Origin of the sequence: Treponema bryantii NK4A124 (genome assembly GCF_000421345.1) — a bacterium.
In the GTDB taxonomy this organism is placed as follows: domain Bacteria; phylum Spirochaetota; class Spirochaetia; order Treponematales; family Treponemataceae; genus Treponema_D; species Treponema_D bryantii_B.
Genome location: NZ_ATWV01000006.1, coordinates 191,742 through 212,183, shown reverse-complemented (window position 1 = coordinate 212,183; position 20,442 = coordinate 191,742). Strand labels below are relative to the sequence as shown.

Genomic DNA, 20,442 nt, shown 5'->3' with positions numbered 1-20,442 from the left:
ACAAAATTTGTTGACAATCAAAACAATTTATGTTATTTTTTTTATATGGGAGCAATAGAATAAATGGTGCTGCATTTATTCTGTTAGTAAGCTAGGATTAAAGAATAATCCATAATACGCCTAAAAGCAAGGTGGTAAAAATGATTAATGAACTGGGCAAGGAGCTTAGAAAGCTCAGGATTGACAAAGGGGAAGTCCTAAAAAATATGGCGGACAATCTGCACATTACTTCTGCCTACCTTTCAGCTATCGAATGTGGTAAAAGAGATATTCCCGATTGGTTCATCCCACGGCTTGAACAGACCTATAATCTGAACGAGGAGCAAATAAATACATTTAAGGAGGCATATGACAAGAGTTTAAAATCAGTTGAATTAAGTTTTATCAATGCAAGTGAGGAGCAAAGAGAAATTGCTCTAAAATTTGCAAGAACATTTAAAGATATGGATAAGGAAAGGCTCAAAGCATTTCAAGATCTTTTTAATGGAGAAAACTAACCTTTTCAAAGCTTTAGGTGGTGGGAAAAAAGCAAGGAGGCTTTTTTATGTATATAGCAGAACCATTATCAAGAAACAAAATTAGACATATAGCTCATCAGGTAAAATGTCTTTTTGGTTTACAGAACACTCTTTATGTTCCAGTAGAACAAGTTCTTGAAAGAATGCATCTGGTTGTTCCTGATGCACATTTTGAAATTGTAGAATATGATGAAATGGGGGCCGAGACTCACGGTGTTACAAGCGTAACAGAACGATGTATTAAGATACGAAGTGATGTTTACGAAGGAGCCTGCAGTGGATGTGGTCGAGATAGAATGACTATCGCGCATGAGCTAGGCCATTTCTTTTTATTTCTACTTTATGGGGTAAGCTTTTGTCGAACTATTGAAGGTGCTAGTTTGCCAACTTATAGAAATCCTGAATGGCAGGCTGATTGCTTTGGCGGAGAATTTCTAATTGACTCTTCTTTAGTTCGTGGTATGTCAGTTAACGAAGTTGTAGAAAAATGTGGTGTTTCTTCTGCAGCTGCAAGATGTCAACTGTCTAAAATTTAAGTTTAATAAAAAAAGGGGGTAAAGCCTATGGAAATAAAAAAAGACTTTTCTAAACCACGCCAATGATTTAAAAAAGTCTATAAACGGTCAACGCATAAAAGTAATATAACCGAATTTAATATCTTTTTCTATTATATGCCTTTTATGCTTTTCTTGCAAGAATTTTGTACAGACTAAATATTTTTTTCTGTACACCTTTTCCCATTTTTTTAGATTAAGGGGGGCAAATAGAATGCTTACCCAATCTAATATTCCTAGTACAGTAAATGTAAAACGTAAGCTAATAACTTTTATAAAGATACTTATGTTGTGTATGTTTCTCATAACACGATTAACATCGATAATCTTCTAACTGGTATTAGCGAAAGTTATACATTTGCAGGGAAAAACTAGCAGTTTGTTAAGCTTCCCTGTTTTTATTCTTATAAGAGGTAATAAAATGATTATTAATCAATCTAAGATAATTAATACAAACAAACTTAGTTCCTACAAAGGTACAAAAATCAGAGTCACATTGCAAGTAAGAAATGAAAACTTATCATTAATTAAAAACGTCGGTTTTAAGGATTTGATTGCAGGTGAAAGAATTCTTCCTTCAAAAAAAGGTCGTATATCCATTATGAATGCAGAAGGATTTAATATTGTTCATAAAAACCAACCAAAGATAACCAAATACAGGGAAATGGAAATACGTCGTGCACAATGGACTGGCGGTGGAGACTGGGAAATGGTTGATGACATTGTTGATGTTCCGTATAAGTGTTACCCAAGGACAAGACATGCCCCTTACAACATTGAACTCACTATTCTTGAAAAAGATGGTATAAAATACGTTGTTTCAGATGAACTAGTTTTCACAGAAGAAAACGACGAACTTGTAAAAGTGGCTGTTAACCTTTTCCTTGAACTATTTCATGAATGCTCTGTAGTCAAAGATGACTTTTCAGATCTTGAAAGTCATACTAAAATTATACGTCTTTGTTGGGAAATTCTTCCAAAAGGTGAATATCCTTTTGAAGAACGGTTAAAACAACTGCACCCTATTCTGAACCGTTTAAGGCCCAGAGACAGACATGTCATTGAAAATCGTCTTGAAATTTTACATAGTTACAAACCAGATTCTATTGCAATTGGTATAAACGGCTTTTCTGGTTATACCATTTTTTCCTACAATAAGAAAAAACTGTATGTCTTTGAAAGCACACAGCCCGACAATGCGACTTATGTTTTTGACGGCGATTGGGAACGAATTTCTACTATGACCAAAAAAGAAGTTCTGGAAGAATCTTTGCAGAAGGCAAGAATTATCCACCTTCATAAAACTTGGTACAAAGAAATTCACAACCTCTTAAAGTAAAGTATTTCTCCCCGACATTAGACGGGGAGTTCTCTATGATTTTTTCCTAGCAGCTGACAATATCATATCAAGAAACTACTGAAATATAAAAACCGTTTTCTACATAATGTTTTCATATGTGTCAATGCCGGTGTTAAACTTCCCAGGAAATTTCTCACCAGCATTGACACATTGACATATGACGCTAACATTAGAATAATTTAAGATATTTTTTAAGGGCTGTATGCCCTATTTTACTTCTCCAACGACATCGTTTGAATATCATATGTAACTTTAATATCGGTACAAAATTTCATAAATGAGGTGCTCATATGTTAAAAACTTACAAAATAATGTTTTCTATTCTTTAATTATTTTTTTCTTTACAACAACAACTCGTTTCTTTTCATTTTCAATGTTTTTTTTATGAACTATAAATGCAGTTTTCTTTGTTTCTAGGTTTTGTGATTCTTCAATTTTAGTTTGATTACTGTTTCCTTCCTTTGATGCTTTGTCTTTACTATAAATATCTGTTTCTAAAGATATAGATGGTTCAACCTCAGATTTTTCAGATTTAATTGGGAAATTGAACAAATGAACTATTTCTTTTATTGCAGAACATTTATTAATTGATATATCATTTTTTATATACTGTTTTGAGAAGGCTGTTTTAATAGATTTATTTCCAAAAAACTCTTTAACTTTATTTCTTTGACTTGTTTTATAATCAACAACATCCCAAGAACACTTAGCTTCATTATTAATGTTTTCGTCATTAAATATTTCCCGAACTTCAGAATATTCATCATTTATTACTTCTCTTATTGTTTTTATAAATAAATCTGGTTCAAGAATATCTTCAATTGAAGTTACATTCTCACTTTCGGATGATTTTGGATCTTCTAAAACAATATCCTTTTCCTTGGAATCAAAACGAATTCGTCGTAATTTAAGATTTCCAGTATCAGAATAATAATGGAGAGATGGTTGTTTTGAATCATTATCTATGATTCCGATTATTTTTGTTGTAATATCATCCTGTATACTATTCATAGATAAATATAAGTATTCCATTAATGAAATAACTAAATCTCTACCACCAACAGGTAATATGCGAAGATTATTCGATATAATATATGGTTCTAAATACTTATTGAAATATATTCTGTCGGAATACCCCTCAACAATTAAATAATTATATGAATTATCTCCTCTCATAGATAAAACTATGGATTGAACTAAATCATGTTTACTTTTCAGGAATATATCACCAGGAAGAGTATGTAAAGTATCTTTATAAGGATCAGTACTTTGATAATCTTGCCTTTTTTGTTTAGACTCTTCAATTTTTCTTACATTAATTTCTTCTAAATAATGTTCAAGTGAAAAAATACTAATTATTTTTTTATTTGGTAAATTCTCTTGTGGAAGTGAATCTGTTATACAGCATGCCAATCCGCTACCTACAATTGGAAAAAAACCATACCAATGTGTAGTTACTAATACTTGAGTTTTCAGAGAACTCAATCCTCTCAATTTTTCAAATTGTTCAAAACATGCAGAAATATGAAGCGAAATTTCCGGTTCATCTATACCTAATATAACCTTCTTATCTTGTTCTGATGTCTCTAATAAGGTTACTGTTACATCAATTAAAGCTTTTCTTTTTTCACCTGAACTTAGTTGATTTACAGGAATTGTTATATTTCCTTTTTTTGATAAAACTTTATTTGTAAAATATGCACGAATTATTCGGTTTACTAAATCAGTTTTTTTTATTTCCCGATCTGCACCTTTCTTTTGTGCATAGGTGTAATTCTCTAACTTTGATGAAACTTCATTTACATACTCAGAAAGATTTTTATTTATTTTTTCCATCATATCCGACGTAATAGAATCGGCAATTGCATCTTTCACATTCTTGCGGAGTAAATCTTGCATTGCATCATTTTCTAGTTTTGTAAAAGTCTCTACATCAATATCAGATGGTAAATAGATATAATTATACAAATTTGAAATATAGTTAATAATATTAATATCTTCAAAAAAAGAGAAAACATTCTTATCATTTTCTTCTTTCTGTTTGTCTAAGTCTTCTTCATCACTTGCTTTAATTGAAAAAATTGACAGAAAGTCAGGTTCATTTTGAAACGCTCCGAAGTAAGGCAAATGGTCTTCTGATAAATATAATTTTCCTATTAATAATAAACAATAATCTTCTTTAGGATATTTTTTCTTTAACATGTCTCGATAATCAAAAAAATACTTAATTTCTTGTGAAGTTGAAGATGTTTCTTTTATATTCCAAAAATATTCACTTAACTGTTTGCATAAATCATATAATTTTTTTTCTCGATCAGTTGATTGTGATAATTCAGAAAATGGTAATAAAAAAACAGGTAAAATATAACTACGTTCTGAATATTTTTGTGAAGAATCGCTTTTTTTCCTGTTTATAATCCAGTCAGAATCATTAAAATAGGTATTTAATGCCTCAAGAACAGAACTCTTGCCGGCTCCATTTTGTCCAAAATAAGCAGTAAAATAATCTCCAAAAGAAATAGGAATAAAATTTAATCCATTATAAACTTTATAATTACGAAGAAACAGACCTACAAGCATAATCAACCTTTATACATTATTAATTTTTTTAAATTATAACATAGAAAAGTTAAAAGCAAAAATTTTTTTTAGTATTATAGTTTTTATTCATCTGCTTGAGGCAAAATGTAAAGCAATTTTTCTGAAAAAAAGCAATTATAAATTGCCGATAGATTTCATTATTTATAAGATGGAAGTCCTCTGGCTCCAACCGCTTGTCGACGTTTCTCGCCATCCTCTCCAGTGGCCCCGTAACGATTCGGGAATTAGTCTATTACATTCTTATTACTCAAAAACCTTTTTTCTATGATATTCTAGATATTCTTTCATCTTTTTAGAAACTTCTTTAATTCGAATATTTTTATCAAACCCGAATTCTTTTAAATCAGCCTCTGTTAATCTATTAGAAACGATTACATTTCCATCATCGTTAAAGGAAATATACCCCTTATCAAATAAGAAATCATAATTTGGGATTAGCAGTAACCCATTTTCTGAATCTATGCATTCTTTATTATCACAATCTTTCCATGGTTTTATATGAGATGCTACCATAAATGATGGATTTGAATATTCTGAAACGGAGGATTTATTCTGCCATTTTTCTAAAAGTTTATTTCTATAGATTCCCTGCCCCACACGAGCTTTAATTACAGATTCTTTATCTTTTGCTTTTAATTCTAATACTTTTGGTATTATATATTTTTTATTATGTAAATCTGATTTGTATTGTCTTTCTAATATCCAAGCAAAAGAGTGAGCATCTAGTAAACAAGCATCTGGATCAAGATTATCTCGTAAAAACGTTCTGACATATTCCATCACCGATAGATATGAGTAGTAATTCTCCCATGAACAATTAAGTTTTGTAACTAAATCAATTCCAACTTCTTGGAAGAAGTCATCAATAGTATTGGTTGCTAATGGTAAATATTTTGATTTATCTTTCAAGAAATATAAATACGAAATTAATGCATATTTTCTATTTACAAGTTTTGTAAATGCATCGAAAAAATAAAATTCTGGTTGCTCATCCGTGAAATAAAACTTCCATATTGTTTCTTCCAATTCTTCCAGAAATATTTTGCTTTCTAAAATTTCATATAATTTTGCATGTACTCTACCTTCTGGACCTCTTTTCTTACTCTGCCATTCAAGCAAATTATTGCCTTTAATTTCAATACACTGAATTATCGATTTAATGACTTCTCCAGAACCAAAATTGGTCATATTCTTAATTTTTTGTAATTTTTCATTTGCTTGATTCCAAATATCTTTTTTATAATTTTCACCAACCTTGGAATTGATAAACTCATTTACTGCAAAAGAATCAAAAGAATCTATATTGCTTTTTTTTGATACATATGTAGAAAACTCTTTTAATTTAAGGTATAGATTAGCTTCAAAATCAGATGTTAATTTTGCTTTTATATCTGCGTCAGCCTCTTTAATAGATTTATTATGAATCATTCGTGAATTGTCATATGTAACCGACCAGTTCATAGCATTCACAAGTGCTACTGGAGGATTTTGAATATTTATCAGAAATCTTGTTTTTTTAGTTTTATCACAATTGCAACATGTTCCGCTCTCATTGCAACATATACCGTTGTCTGGATTATTACAGATTTGATTTACTTGTTGTCTAGGAGAAATATTTAATAAATCGGAAATACAATCATCACAAAAATTTTGATAATTGTTCATTAAGAAATTACGTATTTTCTCGGCATTTGACATTATTTTCACTCCAAATCTATTTCATTTTAAATAAATACTCATTCAGATTTATCATTTTTTCTATTTCTGATTCATTAAACTCATGAAATTTCATAGGATTATGTACTATCTATGATCTGATAATTCGTTTTATCTCATCTTCTCTAGGATAAAAAACAATATCAGCTAGAAGCTTTGCATATTTTGACTGGAATTCTGCTAATTTTGGCCATTGTTCTTTATCAGTAAAATCAACATCATTTAATGTTGCGTTAATACTGCAAGATCTTGAGGCATCTTTTCTATCCCAATCCAACTTTAATCCAATTTTATCTTCGATATATTCCTTATCTTTATAAATCAAATCAAAAATCTTTTTTGAAGTAATTGAATCTCCTGTATCAATCCAGAAACCGACAGAAACTTTATTTAATTTCATTGAAATATTGCAATATAAGTGAATACCTGATACTCCAAAGAATCCATCCAAGGAATTGCTTTTTGTGGGATTTACATTACCATAAGGACCATTTAAGTTTGCCCTTAATATTGGTAACAAATAAGTCCAGTATGCTTTTCTTTTTTCATGTCTAGAAGCACCTATTTCTATATCATCATTTACTTGTGCAATTGATTCTTGTGTAATCTCTGGAGGTATTTCTCTCTGGTCATTTACGAAGCTAATATATAGTAAATCTTCTTTTTGTTGTTGATTTGCAAATTTGAAATCCCAACGAGTTTCCATAAAATCGAGAAGCATTAAGCCCCTATTATAGATTCTATCAGCAGTCCAATCTTTTTCTTTAGCAACCTCAAGTTCGCAGTATGAACCGTTTGAATAACCACGTTTTTTCTTCTCATCAAAAGTATCATTTTGCAAACTTGAATTTACTGCTTGTGAAAGCGGAAGCATATTACCTAAAGAGCCTGTAAGTTTTTTTATTTCAGATGATGTAAATTGTCTGAAATTATTTCGCCAGTAAAGTTTCTTAGGAGTTTGAGGGAGAATATGCTCTATTGAATATTTTCCTTTTGTTACAGAAGTGAAACTAATCCAATCTAATTTGAGGTTATCCAATCTCTTTAATTTTTCTGCAAGCGAATACTCATATTCAAATAAGAAATATTTCAAATCATGCCAGCTATAGAAACCTTCATCAGAATCAAATCTTCTGTGCATTTTACTTACAAATGTTTCAAGTGCGTTTTCTGTATTGTTGTTTGTTGTTTCATTTAAATCCTCTGCAATTTCTTGTAGAGGAATTCTACCAAAATATAAATCCCTTGCTTTATTATAATATTCATTGCTTTTATAGCTTGATTGATATTGTGCAAGACGGAAGTTTATGAATTGGAATCGTTCAATTGCTTTTAATACTTCAACTTTATCTTCACTTGTGCCACTTGTACTTTTGTTGATGATAACAGAAACAAGTGGCCTAAAATACCCAATACCAATTCTGTTTAATCTATCAATCCAAAGTTTCTCTTGTTCTGATAAATCAGTACTCTCATCTGGAAAGAAAGTATAATACCAGCTTTCAGAACATTCTTTTAAGCTGTTTACATAATCAGCAATCATACTAGGACGTAGGAATTCTGTTTGCTGAGAATCTTCATTTATTTCTTCACTAATATCATTATCATCTGTTTCATTTTCTTCGTCTTCGATATTTTCATTTTCAATAATTACAGGATCTTGCGAATCTGATGTAACTTCGTAAACATCATTAAAAATTGATTTATGTGAAAATTTTCGCAATAAGAATTTGATATAGTCATCACCTTTCTGTCTGGTGTATTTAAAATATATAATCCAGTGAGCTCTTAAAAATTCATCATCTGATAAAGGTGAAAACTCATTTCTTCCAAGCTGAAAATATACTTCTTTCCAGGCATTATTTATTGTTTCTCTTAAAGCGTTTTCATTTTCCTCATTAAGGTCTTCTTTGTTATATAACGTAGTTAGGTAAATCAAACGGTTCTTGAGTAATTCAAGATTGGTAAGTCGTTTACCTCTGTTATTCATTGTTTCAAAAGCAACATAAACATCATAATCATCTTCAATTTCATGAATATTAAACATAAGATGTAAAGTTAGCTTTTGATATAAATCAGATAACCCCTGAGTTCCTTTCTGTTCATAGAATTTAGAAAGAGCTTCTTCGAAGAATGTTTTTGCAAACTTAAGATTCTTTGTGTAGTAAGTTTCTTTTAATGTGCCTCCAAATTTTTCTTCAAAGATTTTATATCTCAAATAATCAGCACTCGGATTGTCATTTTCATAACCAAAAATATATGTAGTACGTAGATTATTAGGCGGCATCTGTTTACTGATATATTTCGCTCTTATATCTTTAATTGCTTCGAATCCTAAATAAACGTCAGATTCTGGAATACTTTTGTTTTCATCGAGGTTTGTACAAAACTTAATTAATTCATGTAATAATATTACAAATGTAGTAAGACGTTGCTGACCATCTACTATATGATAAGCTTTATATCCAGCATTTAATAACCATTGATCATTTTCGCCAAGTTTTTTTGAGTCTTCTCTTGAAAGTTGTTTTATAGAAAGCAGTCCTGTATAATGATTTCTATCAGGCTGCAGATTAACCAAATCTTCCCAGAAGTCTATAAGTTGAAATTCTTGCCAGGCATAACCGCGCTGATAGTCTGGTATTCTAAAAAGTTTATTTTGGAAAATCATTGATAAAGACTGCAGCTCATTCATTTTTTTATTAATCCACCTTTTTAATATTATATCATCAAAACTGCATATTTGTTAAAACCAAAATGATTATCTAATATGCAATAGATATTGACTAATACGAGTTCCATTTAAGTTATATCACATAACAACAAAACCACCGCTTTGTGCATATTTCCACATATCGCTAATTAACTGAGGTTTGTAGGTTTTAAACTGATTCTGTACAAAACTTGAGTCGATTTTTCTCAAATTATCATTTCGGTTTTGTATAACTTTAACATACTCCATTCGAGGGATTTTATTGCTCTTACTTATGTTGCATGTTGGACATGCCAGAACAAAATTCCATAATTTATCTTCTTTTATAAAACTCCAAGGGATAAAATGATCCACATGAATTTCATGTAATTTCTTTCCGCAATAGAAACCGGTATCCTGTTCAAATTCCTGATAAAGCACCTGGCGGAAGACAGAAAGATCATCTCTTTGAGGAGTGGCCAATTCTAGTTTATCCAGGAGTTTTACAACAACAGATTCGTCATTTATTTTTTCAAGAAATTTTGCCCAAGCATAATAATTCAGTTTTTCTATTTCAACTTTATATTTGAGCATAAAATTAAAAGCATACGCATTAAGATAAAGTCCTTCACCTTTTAAATCAAAAGCATAAAGACATTCTTGAAAGTCCCTATGCAAAGCTCCAATTACATTTTTCCTACAGTCACTACTAACCTGTTTAATTATAGATTGTCGTTTATGTTCTGGAATTGAAATAAAAGGAATATTAGCAAAAGACGGTTCCTCTTCTATTAACCCCATGAATATCTGTTCGATTTTTGAATATTCGCTCTTACCATCAGGGATCATTTGTTTCAAATGGTATTTAGTAACTAAGTTCCAATAGTTTTCTGCAAATTTTCCAAAAACGTTCTCATAGCTGATAAAAAGAGAATGCTCTTCCCCTTCACTATTAAAAAGATTATCAAGAATCGATTTTATGAGACCAAATTTATAAGTTGTTCTTTTTGTCGAACTATCTGAAAATACATAATTAAAAAGCATCCAAAATGTATCTTCATCTATTGGCCCTTCTCGGAATGTTCCGAAAGTCTGATTCCAACCTGCTGGCATATAGTATCTATCTTATATTCAAAAAATATATTAGGTCAAATTTTCAAGACCTGTACATCTTTTGAATATGTTTGAAAATGTAAATAGCCTGTATTCAATGGCTTTGAGTATGAATAACGAACTATTTATAAAATTTCTTCGATCTTATCCAAAATCAATTGATCAGCAGGCAGCCAATCAACAGAACGCAAAGTTTCCTTCGTTACCCATTTTGCAGCTTCATGCTCTAAGAGTTTCAAATCACCTGATACAATAGAACACAAAATACAATGCATAGTCAGATGGAAGTTTGGATAATCATAATCAACAACACCAAGTATCTTTTCTGCCTTTACTTCTGTTGCAAGTTCCTCTCGAATCTCACGTTCAATACACTGTTCTGGAGTTTCGCCTGGTTCGAGTTTTCCGCCAGGGATTTCCCAGCCATCTTTATAGTCGCCATAACCACGCTGAGTTGCAAATATTTCTTTCTTGTTAGTTTCTGGATTTATGCGGAGAATGATTGCTCCGCTTACTGTTACTTGTTTCATCTTTTATGCCTCTAAATAACTATATAGGTTTTGTGGAACAGACGGTTCAATATCAAACTGTAGATTAACAACAGGAAGCATTTGACCATTTTCATCCGGAATTTTAGTTTGTTCCTTTGAGTCAGAATCTGTTTTCATTTTACCAATATAATAAAAATCTTTTCCTTCATTATCATCTTTTTTGATAAAGAGTTCTATCTGCATATTATTGTTTTTTTGGTTTAAGATTGCTTGAACATCTGGAGAATTCAAATAGCGTTTATTTTTACTCATCCAATTTAAGCGGGTATTGTTAATAAAATAGTCTTTATATTTTGTTGAAGAAGAAATGTCTTCTGCTTTTTCATAAGTTACAAAGACAGGACATTTCTTTCTGCCATCAACTTCCTGAATAATATAACCGCCAACATTCTGAGGATTTTGGTCTTTATCAAAGTTCATAATTTTGAAAACATCCTTTCGAGAATATTTTCTATAATAAACCAAACCATCATCGCCATAAACTTCATTATCTTTTATTGTCGCTTTATTGATTCCATATTCCAGAAGATCAAGAAGATGAGATTTATAAAGAGCATTTTGAAGCATAGTTTCAAAATTAACAGTTTTTGAAAAAGTCTTCGTTGTATTATCAAAAGAAACATATGAAATCTCACCGTATTTCTTTTGATCCACCTGTCTATAATAATCTTGTGAAAGTACCTTTAATATTTGTTTTATACTTCCTTTAAAAGTAACTTTTCTTTGTGTAAGCTCATTAGAATACTGTTCAAGTGTAACTGTGTTATTTTCAATCAGAAGTTTTAATAGAAGAAGCTCATGCATTCTAAAACCATGTGAAAATTCCAGAGAAATGAACTGCAATGAAGTTCTATGTTTAGGAGTTAAATCTGTATATTCTTTATCTATCTTTTTTAAGAACTCATAATATGAACCAGCATTTTCAATAAATAGATGGGGGTCAATAAATTCATTTTTTACGAAATCCATCATAGTTGGAATTCTATTTAATCGCATTTTGAGTTTATCAAATTCGTCTTTCAATAATTTTAGTTGAGTAAAATTACTATCACTAATTGCTTGATAAATTTTCTGTCTAGCAATTTCAGTAATCTGAACTGTCGAGGTTCCTGGTAATCCAGAAGAACCAGTACTCATAGCTTTACGTAAATTATCTTTGTTGTATGAATTATCTCCATAAAGTGCAATTGGAATAAAGAAATTGTTATCATAATTTCCTATAAAGTCTATTACAGAAACATATGATTTTCCCTTAAATTTTCTTAATCCTCGACCAAGCTGTTGAACAAATATAATGGCTGATTGAGTAGGACGAAGCATTACAACTTGGTTTACAGACGGAATATCAACACCTTCATTAAAAATATCTCTAGTTAGTATATATTGAAGAGGATTATTATCAGATTCCAATTCCCGAATCACACTTTCTCTTTCTATATCGGAATTCTCTGCAGCAAGATATTTTGTATGATACCCATCTCGGTTTAGTTTTGCAGATAATTCTTTTGCTTCATCTACACTACTACAGAATATTAACCCTTTAACTGGATATGCAAAATTTCTATAAAGATTAATAGCACGTTCAATGTGCTTTATTCGTTCATCACAAACCAGTTTTTTGAAATCAGCCTTATCATCAATAACTTCACCATCAACTGTCAAATCTGAAAGGCCATAATAATGGAACGGACAAAGAAGATCTTCTTCCATTGCTTTTTGAAGTCTAATTTCATAAGCAATATTATTATGGAACATTGAAAAGATGTCGAAGCCGTCTGTTCGTTCTGGAGTTGCTGTTAGACCAAGCAAGAATTTTGGTGTGAAATAGTCTATTACTTTTTTATAGCTTTCGGCTCCAGCATGATGAACTTCATCAACAATGATGTAATCAAACTCATCTTTTTTGAAAGACTTTAAAGTGTCATCTTTTGCCAGTGTAAATACAGATGCAAAAAGATAGTCTGCATTTGCATCTTTCTGATTTCCGTTTAAGAAGCCTGTTTTTATATTTGGAAATATGTTTTTAAAACTCTTTTCTGCCTTATCAAGAATCATATCTCGATGTGCAACATACAAAACCTTTTTTGGCTTAACTTGATTTACATCAAAAATAGAAAGATATGTTTTACCTGTTCCAGTAGCCGCAATTAGCAGTGCCCTATTCTGCTTTTCTTCTCGCAAATTATGAAGAGCAACCATCGCTTCTTTCTGCATAGCATTAGGAACAATTTCCATTTCCTCTTCATCTGCTTCTATTTCAAATTCTGAAGGAGATTCTGTAAACTGTTCAAACTGAGTTTCTTCTAATTCAGCTCTAAAGGCAGGAATGATTGGACTTGGGGCGTCGGTTTTATTTGATTCTTTTTCTTGTTTTCTTAGCTCTTTAATTTGTTTATTAACAAGTTTTAATGTGAGCTTCTTTTCTTCATATTTACCTGAATATGATTCAAGCCATTCTTCATTTACTACATCTGCCTGATTCCAAATTTCTTCAAACTCTTCGCGTACTGTAAAGACAATTTGCCCATCTGTACAAGAAAGGAATTTTACACTCCACTCTTGATTCATTGTCAATGCAGACGCAGTTAGATTCGCACTGCCTATAATAATTGAATAATAATTGCTGTGCTCGAAAATATATCCTTTTGGATGGAATCCACCTTTTGTATAAGCTCTAATTTCAATATTCGGGAATTGCATTAATTCTCGTAATGCAGAAGGCTGTGTAAAGTTCAGATAGTTTGTTGTTAAGATTCTTCCCTTTATTAGATTTTCAGGATGGGCCTGAGAATATATCGCAAGCTCATCTAACTTTTGTTTTATTGCTGCCAGCCCTTCGTTGTTTATGAAAGCAACAGAAAAATCAAAAGACTTACAATTTGAGAGTTCTTCTATAAGAGACGTCAGGATTTTCTTTTCTCTATGATAGTCGTTAATTAAAAGAGATGGTGCCAGTTCATTAATAGAATGGTGTGTTTTTGAAATAAAACCTGTCTGTAAGCTCTGCAATAATTGTGTAGAATCTAAACTCGTCATACTTCCAGCTTACCAGGAATTTTAAAATTGGACCAGATCTTATTATTTGCTATTCAACAACCATTAATGAAAAATCTATTATTTTATACTTTCAAATTTTAAGCCTATTCACCTTCTCCCTTCGTTCCAACCAGTTATCCACCAGCTCTTTCGGTTCTATCGGCCAGGCCTCATCTGCCCATTGCCAAACCCAGGTCCATATTGCTTCGCGCTGGTTGCTTCGGAAGCTTAGGATTATGCCGTCATTTTTAGGACCGGGATTCTTCTTGTCTTTGACGATAGTTTGATTTTCTCCCCATACACATTTTTGAGCAACGCGTGCTGGATATCCGTGAAGATGAATTTTATAATTCTCATAGTTCTTATCACAAAGACATCCAAAAGAGCCTCGAGTCATTTTTCTAAAATCGTAGTCTTTCGGAAGAGTAAAAACATCTTTTGTAAGTTTAAGATTTTTGATTTCGCTTAGGGTATATCGGCGTCGAGCATTCTTTGCAACATCAAGCGCATGAAGATTCCAGTTACCGTTATCAAAAATAAGCTGCCATGGCTGAACTCGGCGAGGCTTTGGCTTGTAATCTGTAAGAGACTGATAATCAAAAGTAATGACTCGGTTTTCTTTTAATGCCTGGTCTATAAGTCTCCAGGTGTCTGCAGGAATCTCTTTGTTCGGTGCACCAACAAAAATGATTCTGTCATTCTCCGGTTTTTTATTGATCTTAATATTTTCAATTGATAAGTCGTGATTCTCAATTGCTAGTGACTCAAAGATTTCCTGTGCCTCTTTATACATTGGATTTCCCTTTACCATATCCATAAGAGTTTTGATTAGCTTTGCAGCTTTCGCTGCGTTCTCATCTGTATAAAATCTAGGAAGTCGATATTTTGGATCTGTATAAAAATATCCGCTTGTTTCAAAATCTGTATCTATTGGAGCTGCATATTTTTCTTCAAGATCTTCAATATCACGAAAGAAAGAAGTGCGGCTGGTTTTTATATCATATACTTCGCTAAGTTCTGAAATAATTTGGTTCCATTTTAGTTTACGTCCCGAAGCAATGATTTCATCTATTGCCTGGTAACGTTTTGCTTTTTCTGTGAAGTCTACTGACATGTAATAACTCCTGCAATTATTTCCATTCTCATTATTTGGGAATAGAATAAGTGTAGCATACTATTTTATCAAATCAAGTAATTCATGATATAATATTTAATATGCTAAGAGATAAGCTTGTAGAAACTGCATTGGAATGGCAAAATAAATTTGGTGTAGCACCGCAAATCACTGCTGTAATATCAGAATATGATGCGGCGATGTTAATTGGTATGTCTGAAAAAGATTATTCTGATTACATGCAGGATAAGACAGCCGTACAAAAAGGATTTGATTTTATTTTTAAAGAAAAACGATATCAAATCAAAGGTAATCGCCCTAGTGGAAAAAAAGGGAGTAAAGTAACATTAGTTCCAAAAGCAAAAAATTATAACTGGGATAAATTAATTTGGATTTTATATGATAAGAATTATGTCATGCAGGAAGCATGGGAATGGGATGTAGAATCTTATAAAGCTCAATTCTCTGAAATAAAAAGACTTTCTCCAGACCATTACAGAAAAGGGAAGTGTTTGTATAAGGTAAGATAGAAATGGAAAAGAATATTGATTTTGAACTCTTCAAAAAACTCTTGGAATTGGAACATCAGAAATATGTGCCAACTAATGATATAGAAGGCTTTAAAAAATATGAAACCATTCTAAACAATTTCACAAATGAATTAAAAAGATATCTTTCCGGAAAAGGATTCGTAATTGAATACGGTTGCAGAATTGGAAACCTGGCATATATTCCTTGGATTCGAATTGCATACCCAGAAATTAGCTCAGACAATAAAAAGGGGTTCTTTATTGGATATCAATTTGGCTGGGATGATCATCATGCTTTTATTTCGATTTTACAAGGTGTTGATAGCATTCCTTCTAGTGAACAAAAACGAATACTTTTACATAATAAAGACCTTCTTAGACCTCTGATTTCTACAGGAAGTTTTATCAAACCAACACGTGATTGGGAACCTAAAATTGAAGGTGCCCCTGGAAAGATTCATAGAGGAAAATCCTATGCAGATGCAATGATTTGTTACAAACCTTATCAATTCTCAAGACTCCCATCTCCTGAAGAACTAGAAAAGGATTTGCTGGAAGCAATAAGAATCTATGATGAATTAAAACCCCTCGTGATAGAACATAAATTAGTAAACTACAATAATAACACTACACAAACAAGCAATGCTCCAAGAATACGAATAATAAAAAAGAATTCGGAAGAGTATCTCAATTCTCCTACTAGAAAATAATTCTAGAATCTCAATATTATCATCTCATTCCCGTGACTTGGGAATCACTTTCTCTTATATTCAGTAACATCTGGAGGTCTCTTATGGAAACTCTTTTAGGTGTTTTTGCCATTGTCGCTGCTGCGGCTGTCTTTGGAATTATTCTGAATCCATATTTCTGGCAAGGATTCAGGAATAGTAAGTTTTGGGATAGTCAAAAGAAAATCGAGAACAAAGATTTGATTAATCCTGATAACTACTAAGGCGGAGGTATGAATATGGAAAATGAATTGAGATTGGTTCATCGTGAAGAAACTTTCAATGATCTTGCTGTTCGCGAACTTGCAGCAGGCCGTTCAGCTTGTATCTGCAGAATCCAGTTTGGTCGCTGTACAAAAGATGAATGCGCTTCCTGCGAAATCGGAAGACAGTACAGAAACTGTTACAATCAGATGAATGATTATGACAAACAACGCCTCTCAAAATATGTGTCTGAAAACTACGTTCAGGACAGTCTTTATCCAGGAAAATGGATGTCATATAACGCTCTGCGAAAACACACGGCAAAATGGTTTGCATTAATTGCTGTATGTTTATTATTCATTTTTCTTCCGTTTTTCCTGATGGCTCCGGGAGATCAACCTTCCGAGATGATTACTGTAAATCAGCCTGTTAATGATCAAATCATTGTTACCATAAAGCTCGCACAAAAATATGTGAAAGATGTAAATCACGATGGCAAGGTTAATTGCATTGATTATGCCTGCAGCTTCAAATTGATTTGGGATGCAATTAATCCCGAGCAGGCTGATGACTGCATCATAATACGTAATCACTCACTGACTCTTAATCATCTGTATGTTGGCGTATATGAAAACAATGCTTTAATTTTTGTAGAGCCATGGACCAGTAATCCTGATGTTTATGATATGCAGACAATCTGGGGCTCTAAGTGGAATCCAAGATTCAATCAATACGATGAAACAGAAAAATGGCTGCATGCCGCAGGGAGATATTAATTATGGAAAAATACCGAAAGATAGATCTGTTTACTCTCGAACTTGGATATGCTCTTTGTGATGAAGAACATCTTGAAAGCATTCTTAAACCTATTGTTGAAATCCGTGAAAATATTTTTGAAAAACATGGTGTAGCAATTCATCATGTAAGAGTGAAAGATAATTCGAAGCTTCTCCCTTTCGAATATGTTATCAAAGTATCTGATTGTGAAGTCGCTCGTTATACACTCAAAAAGGATTCTATTCTAATTATTGATACAGGTAGTGTTACAACTACAATGAAAGGAAGTTCGACTACAGAACCTGCCTTTGGCTCCCCTGCCCTTTGGATCTCATCTGTTAAAGAAGATGAAGCAAAAGCCAATGGTTATGTCATTGCTCCATACAGCAAGATTATAAAAGCTCACCTTGAAGAAATTATCAGAAATAATCTCCCTTCTGTAATTACAACACAATATGTCAGTAATTTACTAGATGAAGTAATGATGGATGACAACACGGCTCTATGCGAAACTATAGCCCGGAAATATGGATATGACTCTTACAGAGTGGTGAAAGAAATTTTACAAACCCTCTTAAAAGAAAGAGTCTCAATTCGTAATATTATACCAATCTTTGAAACCATTGCGGTTGAAGAAAAGATTCAACGAAACGGACTTCCTCACCTTTATGAAAAGGTTCGCCTTTCCATAGCTCCTGATATAATCGCTCCGCTTATAGAAAATAATTGCTTAAAAGTTTTAAGACTTAATCAGAAATTATCTGAATATTTATTTGATAATGGAAATGAAATTTTTAATTTCTGTATTAGTGAAAGAGAACTAATAGATTCTTTTTCAAAAGAATATGTAGAAATATCTGGAAAACTAGATTCAACACCAATTATTATCTGTGTCAGTGCAATCCGACATATTGTAAAAAAATTCATCAATGATATCTGCCATATAAAAAATGTGACTGTTATTTCTGATATTGAAGCAGCGGCTGCAATGGAACATTTTAGTAATATGAGATTGGAAGTCATTTCAGATTTGGGGGAATGTACCGTTATACCTGAAAAGAAAATTTCAGATCAAAATCATTCTGAGAAAACTGAGGAAGAAAATCCAATGCCAACAAATGAAAAGGATGCTTATAACATTCTCCAGAAACAGTTGAAAACAATTCTCAACAAACTCCCAGAACAGGAACGAGAAGTCATTTCCATGCGTTTCGGACTGGACGGAAATGGGAGCCATACCTTAGATGAGATTGGCTCATACTTCAATCTTACTCGCGAAGAAATCCGTGGCATTGAAGCAAGAACTCTACAGTTGTTGCGAAAGAAGATGTAATTACAGAATCTCCTCAATCTTATCCAGAATCGACAGATCCGCAGGCAGCCAATCTACAGAACGCAAAGTTTCCTTTGTGAGCCAGCGGGCTACTTCATGTTCGAGGAGCTTCAGTTCGCCGGAAACGCCCTACCAATCTCCAAACTCCCCGTACATCTCATCCATAGCATCGCGATCTCCCATCATTGCATCATCTGCAACCTGGGCATAATACGAATTATAATCATCTGAAGGATCATCAGAAAAATAATCCCTCTCCCCTCGTGCAGCTCTAATTTCGGAATCGGAATAATCATCATAGTCTTCATCAAAATCTTCGTCGTAATCATATGCCCGACTATATCCGCCATGATAGCTGCTTTTTCCGCTGCTACCTGCCTTACCGAGAATCACAACGATAACAACAAATAATATAAAAAGAATGAAAACTCCCATATCCTTCTCCTCTTATGCAACCTGCATTTCCTGAGTATTCATAACTTCAGTTGCCAGCTTAAGCCAGCTCTGAACCTCGATATTGTATTTTGAACAAAGGTTAGCAATTTCTTCATTATTAATAAGTCCGGCAAGCGGTGATGCTTCCAAGAGCTGCAAATCTTCAGAGATATTCACGGTGGAGTTTTCTTCTGCTTCTTCTTCCTGAACGGCTTCTGTATAACCAAACTGTGACAAAAACTCTGGCGAAAGGAAGCTTGCCAATGAGCAATTATATTCTTCCTCTCCTTTCTGATTTACTGGGTTTTCTTTTGATGGATTGATGTATTCAAAATCAAGTTCGAGGCTTTCTGTGCAGAAAAGCTTATGAAGAATGCGGGCCGTGTTGTAAGAATCGCTCAAGGCTGAATGAACATGGCCTTTGTACTCCATCTGAAGAAGTCTCATTGCAGATTCCAGGCCAACTGATGTTTTGGATGAAATAAGCTTTCCAAAGATATTCTGCAAATCTACAAAATCCTGTAAGGTAGCAAAAAGGTCGTAGCGATGCTTTCCCTTTGCTTCAAGCTCACTCCAGAGCTGATTAAAATCAGACTTGCTCCAGCAGAAGGTTGTGATATCCCCTTCCCCACGCCAGTAACAGAACTTGTCGAAAACAGTTATAAAGTCATCCGCCTTTTCGAGTTTCTGATTTGAAATGCCGGTAAGCTGATTAATCCACGGAGTAACTGAACTGTAAACAGGCTTTACATAAGAAGAAAACTCGCTGAGCAGATTATAGTTTTCGTCCAGCAATACTGCCCCAAACTGAATTACTTCGCCGTTTGCTCCCGGAACGAAGTTTCTCTGAGATGCCGTAAATTCTGTCATTTCCAGGTCGATGCATACAAAGCGTTTAGCAGGTGCCTTGTGCTTCTTAGAAGCTTTCGGCAGCTCCTGCTTAATTTTACTCAAATCAAGTTTATAGGAATAAGCATTTGATACATCCAGAATATCGTCTTTTCTCATAAAAGGCCCCCTTTATCAGCTTTCTGATTTACATTATAAAGCGCAAGGGTGCCAATGAACGGCACTGTGATTTCGATGTTATGCGAATTTTACTCCTTCAAGAATAAGAGGTTTTCTTGTTTTTGAGTCTTTCCAGTTCTTAAGCTGATTATATAAAAATCGTTCCATCACA

Annotated in this window: 17 protein-coding genes; 8 read left to right on the top strand and 9 right to left on the bottom strand. The window is 32.8% G+C overall.

Annotation, left to right across the window (positions count from 1 at the left end; all coding sequences use genetic code 11):
* Positions 1-140 precede the first annotated feature (140 nt).
* From G626_RS0108260 to G626_RS15875, 3 genes are all read left to right on the top strand, one after another.
* Positions 141-497 carry a helix-turn-helix domain-containing protein gene (locus tag G626_RS0108260; RefSeq protein WP_022932318.1) on the top strand — a complete coding sequence of 119 codons (357 nt, stop codon included), beginning with the start codon at positions 141-143 and terminating at the stop codon, positions 495-497.
* 47 nt (positions 498-544) lie between these two features.
* Positions 545-1,054 (top strand): ImmA/IrrE family metallo-endopeptidase, encoded by a 510-nt coding sequence (locus tag G626_RS0108255; RefSeq protein WP_022932317.1) that lies wholly within the window; start codon positions 545-547, stop codon positions 1,052-1,054.
* Between the two features lie 439 nt (positions 1,055-1,493).
* Entirely contained in the window at positions 1,494-2,411 is a 918-nt protein-coding gene (locus tag G626_RS15875) for a hypothetical protein (protein WP_022932315.1), read from the top strand.
* 339 nt (positions 2,412-2,750) lie between these two features.
* Here G626_RS15875 and G626_RS0108240 read toward each other — a convergent pair whose 3' ends face one another.
* The 7 genes from G626_RS0108240 to G626_RS0108205 all read right to left on the bottom strand — a co-directional run bounded on the left by G626_RS0108240 (position 2,751) and on the right by G626_RS0108205 (position 15,255).
* Positions 2,751-5,012, bottom strand: a complete 2,262-nt coding sequence (locus tag G626_RS0108240; RefSeq protein ID WP_022932314.1) for an AAA family ATPase — start codon at positions 5,010-5,012, stop codon at positions 2,751-2,753.
* A gap of 264 nt (positions 5,013-5,276) precedes the next feature.
* The gene (locus G626_RS17420; protein ID WP_022932313.1) at positions 5,277-6,731 is read right to left on the bottom strand and encodes an HNH endonuclease; all 1,455 of its coding nucleotides are present in this window, start codon (positions 6,729-6,731) and stop codon (positions 5,277-5,279) included.
* A 109-nt stretch (positions 6,732-6,840) separates the two neighbouring features.
* The gene (locus G626_RS15865) at positions 6,841-9,444 is read right to left on the bottom strand and encodes a DUF4268 domain-containing protein (RefSeq protein ID WP_022932312.1); all 2,604 of its coding nucleotides are present in this window, start codon (positions 9,442-9,444) and stop codon (positions 6,841-6,843) included.
* A 117-nt stretch (positions 9,445-9,561) separates the two neighbouring features.
* Positions 9,562-10,554: an HNH endonuclease domain-containing protein gene (locus G626_RS0108220; RefSeq protein ID WP_022932311.1), complete on the bottom strand. Its 993-nt coding sequence runs from the start codon at positions 10,552-10,554 to the stop codon at positions 9,562-9,564.
* Positions 10,555-10,679: 125 nt separating this feature from the next.
* On the bottom strand, positions 10,680-11,084 hold the full coding sequence (locus G626_RS0108215; RefSeq protein WP_022932310.1) for a (deoxy)nucleoside triphosphate pyrophosphohydrolase: 405 nt from the start codon (positions 11,082-11,084) through the stop codon (positions 10,680-10,682).
* A 3-nt stretch (positions 11,085-11,087) separates the two neighbouring features.
* Positions 11,088-14,141 (bottom strand): DUF3427 domain-containing protein, encoded by a 3,054-nt coding sequence (locus G626_RS0108210; protein ID WP_022932309.1) that lies wholly within the window; start codon positions 14,139-14,141, stop codon positions 11,088-11,090.
* A 91-nt stretch (positions 14,142-14,232) separates the two neighbouring features.
* The gene (locus G626_RS0108205) at positions 14,233-15,255 is read right to left on the bottom strand and encodes a helix-turn-helix transcriptional regulator (protein WP_022932308.1); all 1,023 of its coding nucleotides are present in this window, start codon (positions 15,253-15,255) and stop codon (positions 14,233-14,235) included.
* A 101-nt stretch (positions 15,256-15,356) separates the two neighbouring features.
* On the opposite strand from G626_RS0108205, the gene G626_RS0108200 reads away from it, so the two are divergent.
* The 5 genes from G626_RS0108200 (at position 15,357) to G626_RS0108180 (ending at position 18,827) form a co-directional block, all read left to right on the top strand.
* Entirely contained in the window at positions 15,357-15,785 is a 429-nt protein-coding gene (locus G626_RS0108200; RefSeq protein ID WP_022932307.1) for a hypothetical protein, read from the top strand.
* Between the two features lie 2 nt (positions 15,786-15,787).
* Complete coding sequence (locus G626_RS0108195) at positions 15,788-16,495, top strand: MrcB family domain-containing protein (RefSeq protein WP_022932306.1); 708 nt, start codon at positions 15,788-15,790, stop codon at positions 16,493-16,495.
* An 83-nt stretch (positions 16,496-16,578) separates the two neighbouring features.
* Positions 16,579-16,737, top strand: coding sequence for a hypothetical protein (locus G626_RS18075; protein ID WP_022932305.1), 159 nt, complete (start codon positions 16,579-16,581; stop codon positions 16,735-16,737).
* A gap of 15 nt (positions 16,738-16,752) precedes the next feature.
* Positions 16,753-17,493, top strand: coding sequence for a hypothetical protein (locus G626_RS0108185; RefSeq protein WP_022932304.1), 741 nt, complete (start codon positions 16,753-16,755; stop codon positions 17,491-17,493).
* Positions 17,494-17,495: 2 nt separating this feature from the next.
* On the top strand, positions 17,496-18,827 hold the full coding sequence (locus G626_RS0108180) for an FHIPEP family type III secretion protein (RefSeq protein ID WP_022932303.1): 1,332 nt from the start codon (positions 17,496-17,498) through the stop codon (positions 18,825-18,827).
* A gap of 129 nt (positions 18,828-18,956) precedes the next feature.
* On the opposite strand, the gene G626_RS0108175 is transcribed toward G626_RS0108180, so the two are convergent.
* Complete coding sequence (locus G626_RS0108175) at positions 18,957-19,262, bottom strand: hypothetical protein (RefSeq protein WP_022932302.1); 306 nt, start codon at positions 19,260-19,262, stop codon at positions 18,957-18,959.
* Positions 19,263-19,274: 12 nt separating this feature from the next.
* On the bottom strand, positions 19,275-20,270 hold the full coding sequence (locus G626_RS0108170; RefSeq protein WP_022932301.1) for a 3'-5' exonuclease: 996 nt from the start codon (positions 20,268-20,270) through the stop codon (positions 19,275-19,277).
* Positions 20,271-20,442: the final 172 nt, after the last annotated feature.

Bases quoted from the DNA above. Each gene is read 5' to 3' on its own strand.
- G626_RS0108260 (WP_022932318.1), top strand. From the start codon at position 141: ATGATTAATGAACTGGGCAAGGAGCTTAGAAAGCTCAGGATTGACAAA.
- G626_RS0108255 (WP_022932317.1), top strand. From the start codon at position 545: ATGTATATAGCAGAACCATTATCAAGAAACAAAATTAGACATATAGCT.
- G626_RS15875 (WP_022932315.1), top strand. From the start codon at position 1,494: ATGATTATTAATCAATCTAAGATAATTAATACAAACAAACTTAGTTCC.
- G626_RS0108240 (WP_022932314.1), bottom strand. From the start codon at position 5,012: ATGCTTGTAGGTCTGTTTCTTCGTAATTATAAAGTTTATAATGGATTA.
- G626_RS17420 (WP_022932313.1), bottom strand. From the start codon at position 6,731: ATGTCAAATGCCGAGAAAATACGTAATTTCTTAATGAACAATTATCAA.
- G626_RS15865 (WP_022932312.1), bottom strand. From the start codon at position 9,444: ATGAATGAGCTGCAGTCTTTATCAATGATTTTCCAAAATAAACTTTTT.
- G626_RS0108220 (WP_022932311.1), bottom strand. From the start codon at position 10,554: ATGCCAGCAGGTTGGAATCAGACTTTCGGAACATTCCGAGAAGGGCCA.
- G626_RS0108215 (WP_022932310.1), bottom strand. From the start codon at position 11,084: ATGAAACAAGTAACAGTAAGCGGAGCAATCATTCTCCGCATAAATCCA.
- G626_RS0108210 (WP_022932309.1), bottom strand. From the start codon at position 14,141: ATGACGAGTTTAGATTCTACACAATTATTGCAGAGCTTACAGACAGGT.
- G626_RS0108205 (WP_022932308.1), bottom strand. From the start codon at position 15,255: ATGTCAGTAGACTTCACAGAAAAAGCAAAACGTTACCAGGCAATAGAT.
- G626_RS0108200 (WP_022932307.1), top strand. From the start codon at position 15,357: ATGCTAAGAGATAAGCTTGTAGAAACTGCATTGGAATGGCAAAATAAA.
- G626_RS0108195 (WP_022932306.1), top strand. From the start codon at position 15,788: ATGGAAAAGAATATTGATTTTGAACTCTTCAAAAAACTCTTGGAATTG.
- G626_RS18075 (WP_022932305.1), top strand. From the start codon at position 16,579: ATGGAAACTCTTTTAGGTGTTTTTGCCATTGTCGCTGCTGCGGCTGTC.
- G626_RS0108185 (WP_022932304.1), top strand. From the start codon at position 16,753: ATGGAAAATGAATTGAGATTGGTTCATCGTGAAGAAACTTTCAATGAT.
- G626_RS0108180 (WP_022932303.1), top strand. From the start codon at position 17,496: ATGGAAAAATACCGAAAGATAGATCTGTTTACTCTCGAACTTGGATAT.
- G626_RS0108175 (WP_022932302.1), bottom strand. From the start codon at position 19,262: ATGGGAGTTTTCATTCTTTTTATATTATTTGTTGTTATCGTTGTGATT.
- G626_RS0108170 (WP_022932301.1), bottom strand. From the start codon at position 20,270: ATGAGAAAAGACGATATTCTGGATGTATCAAATGCTTATTCCTATAAA.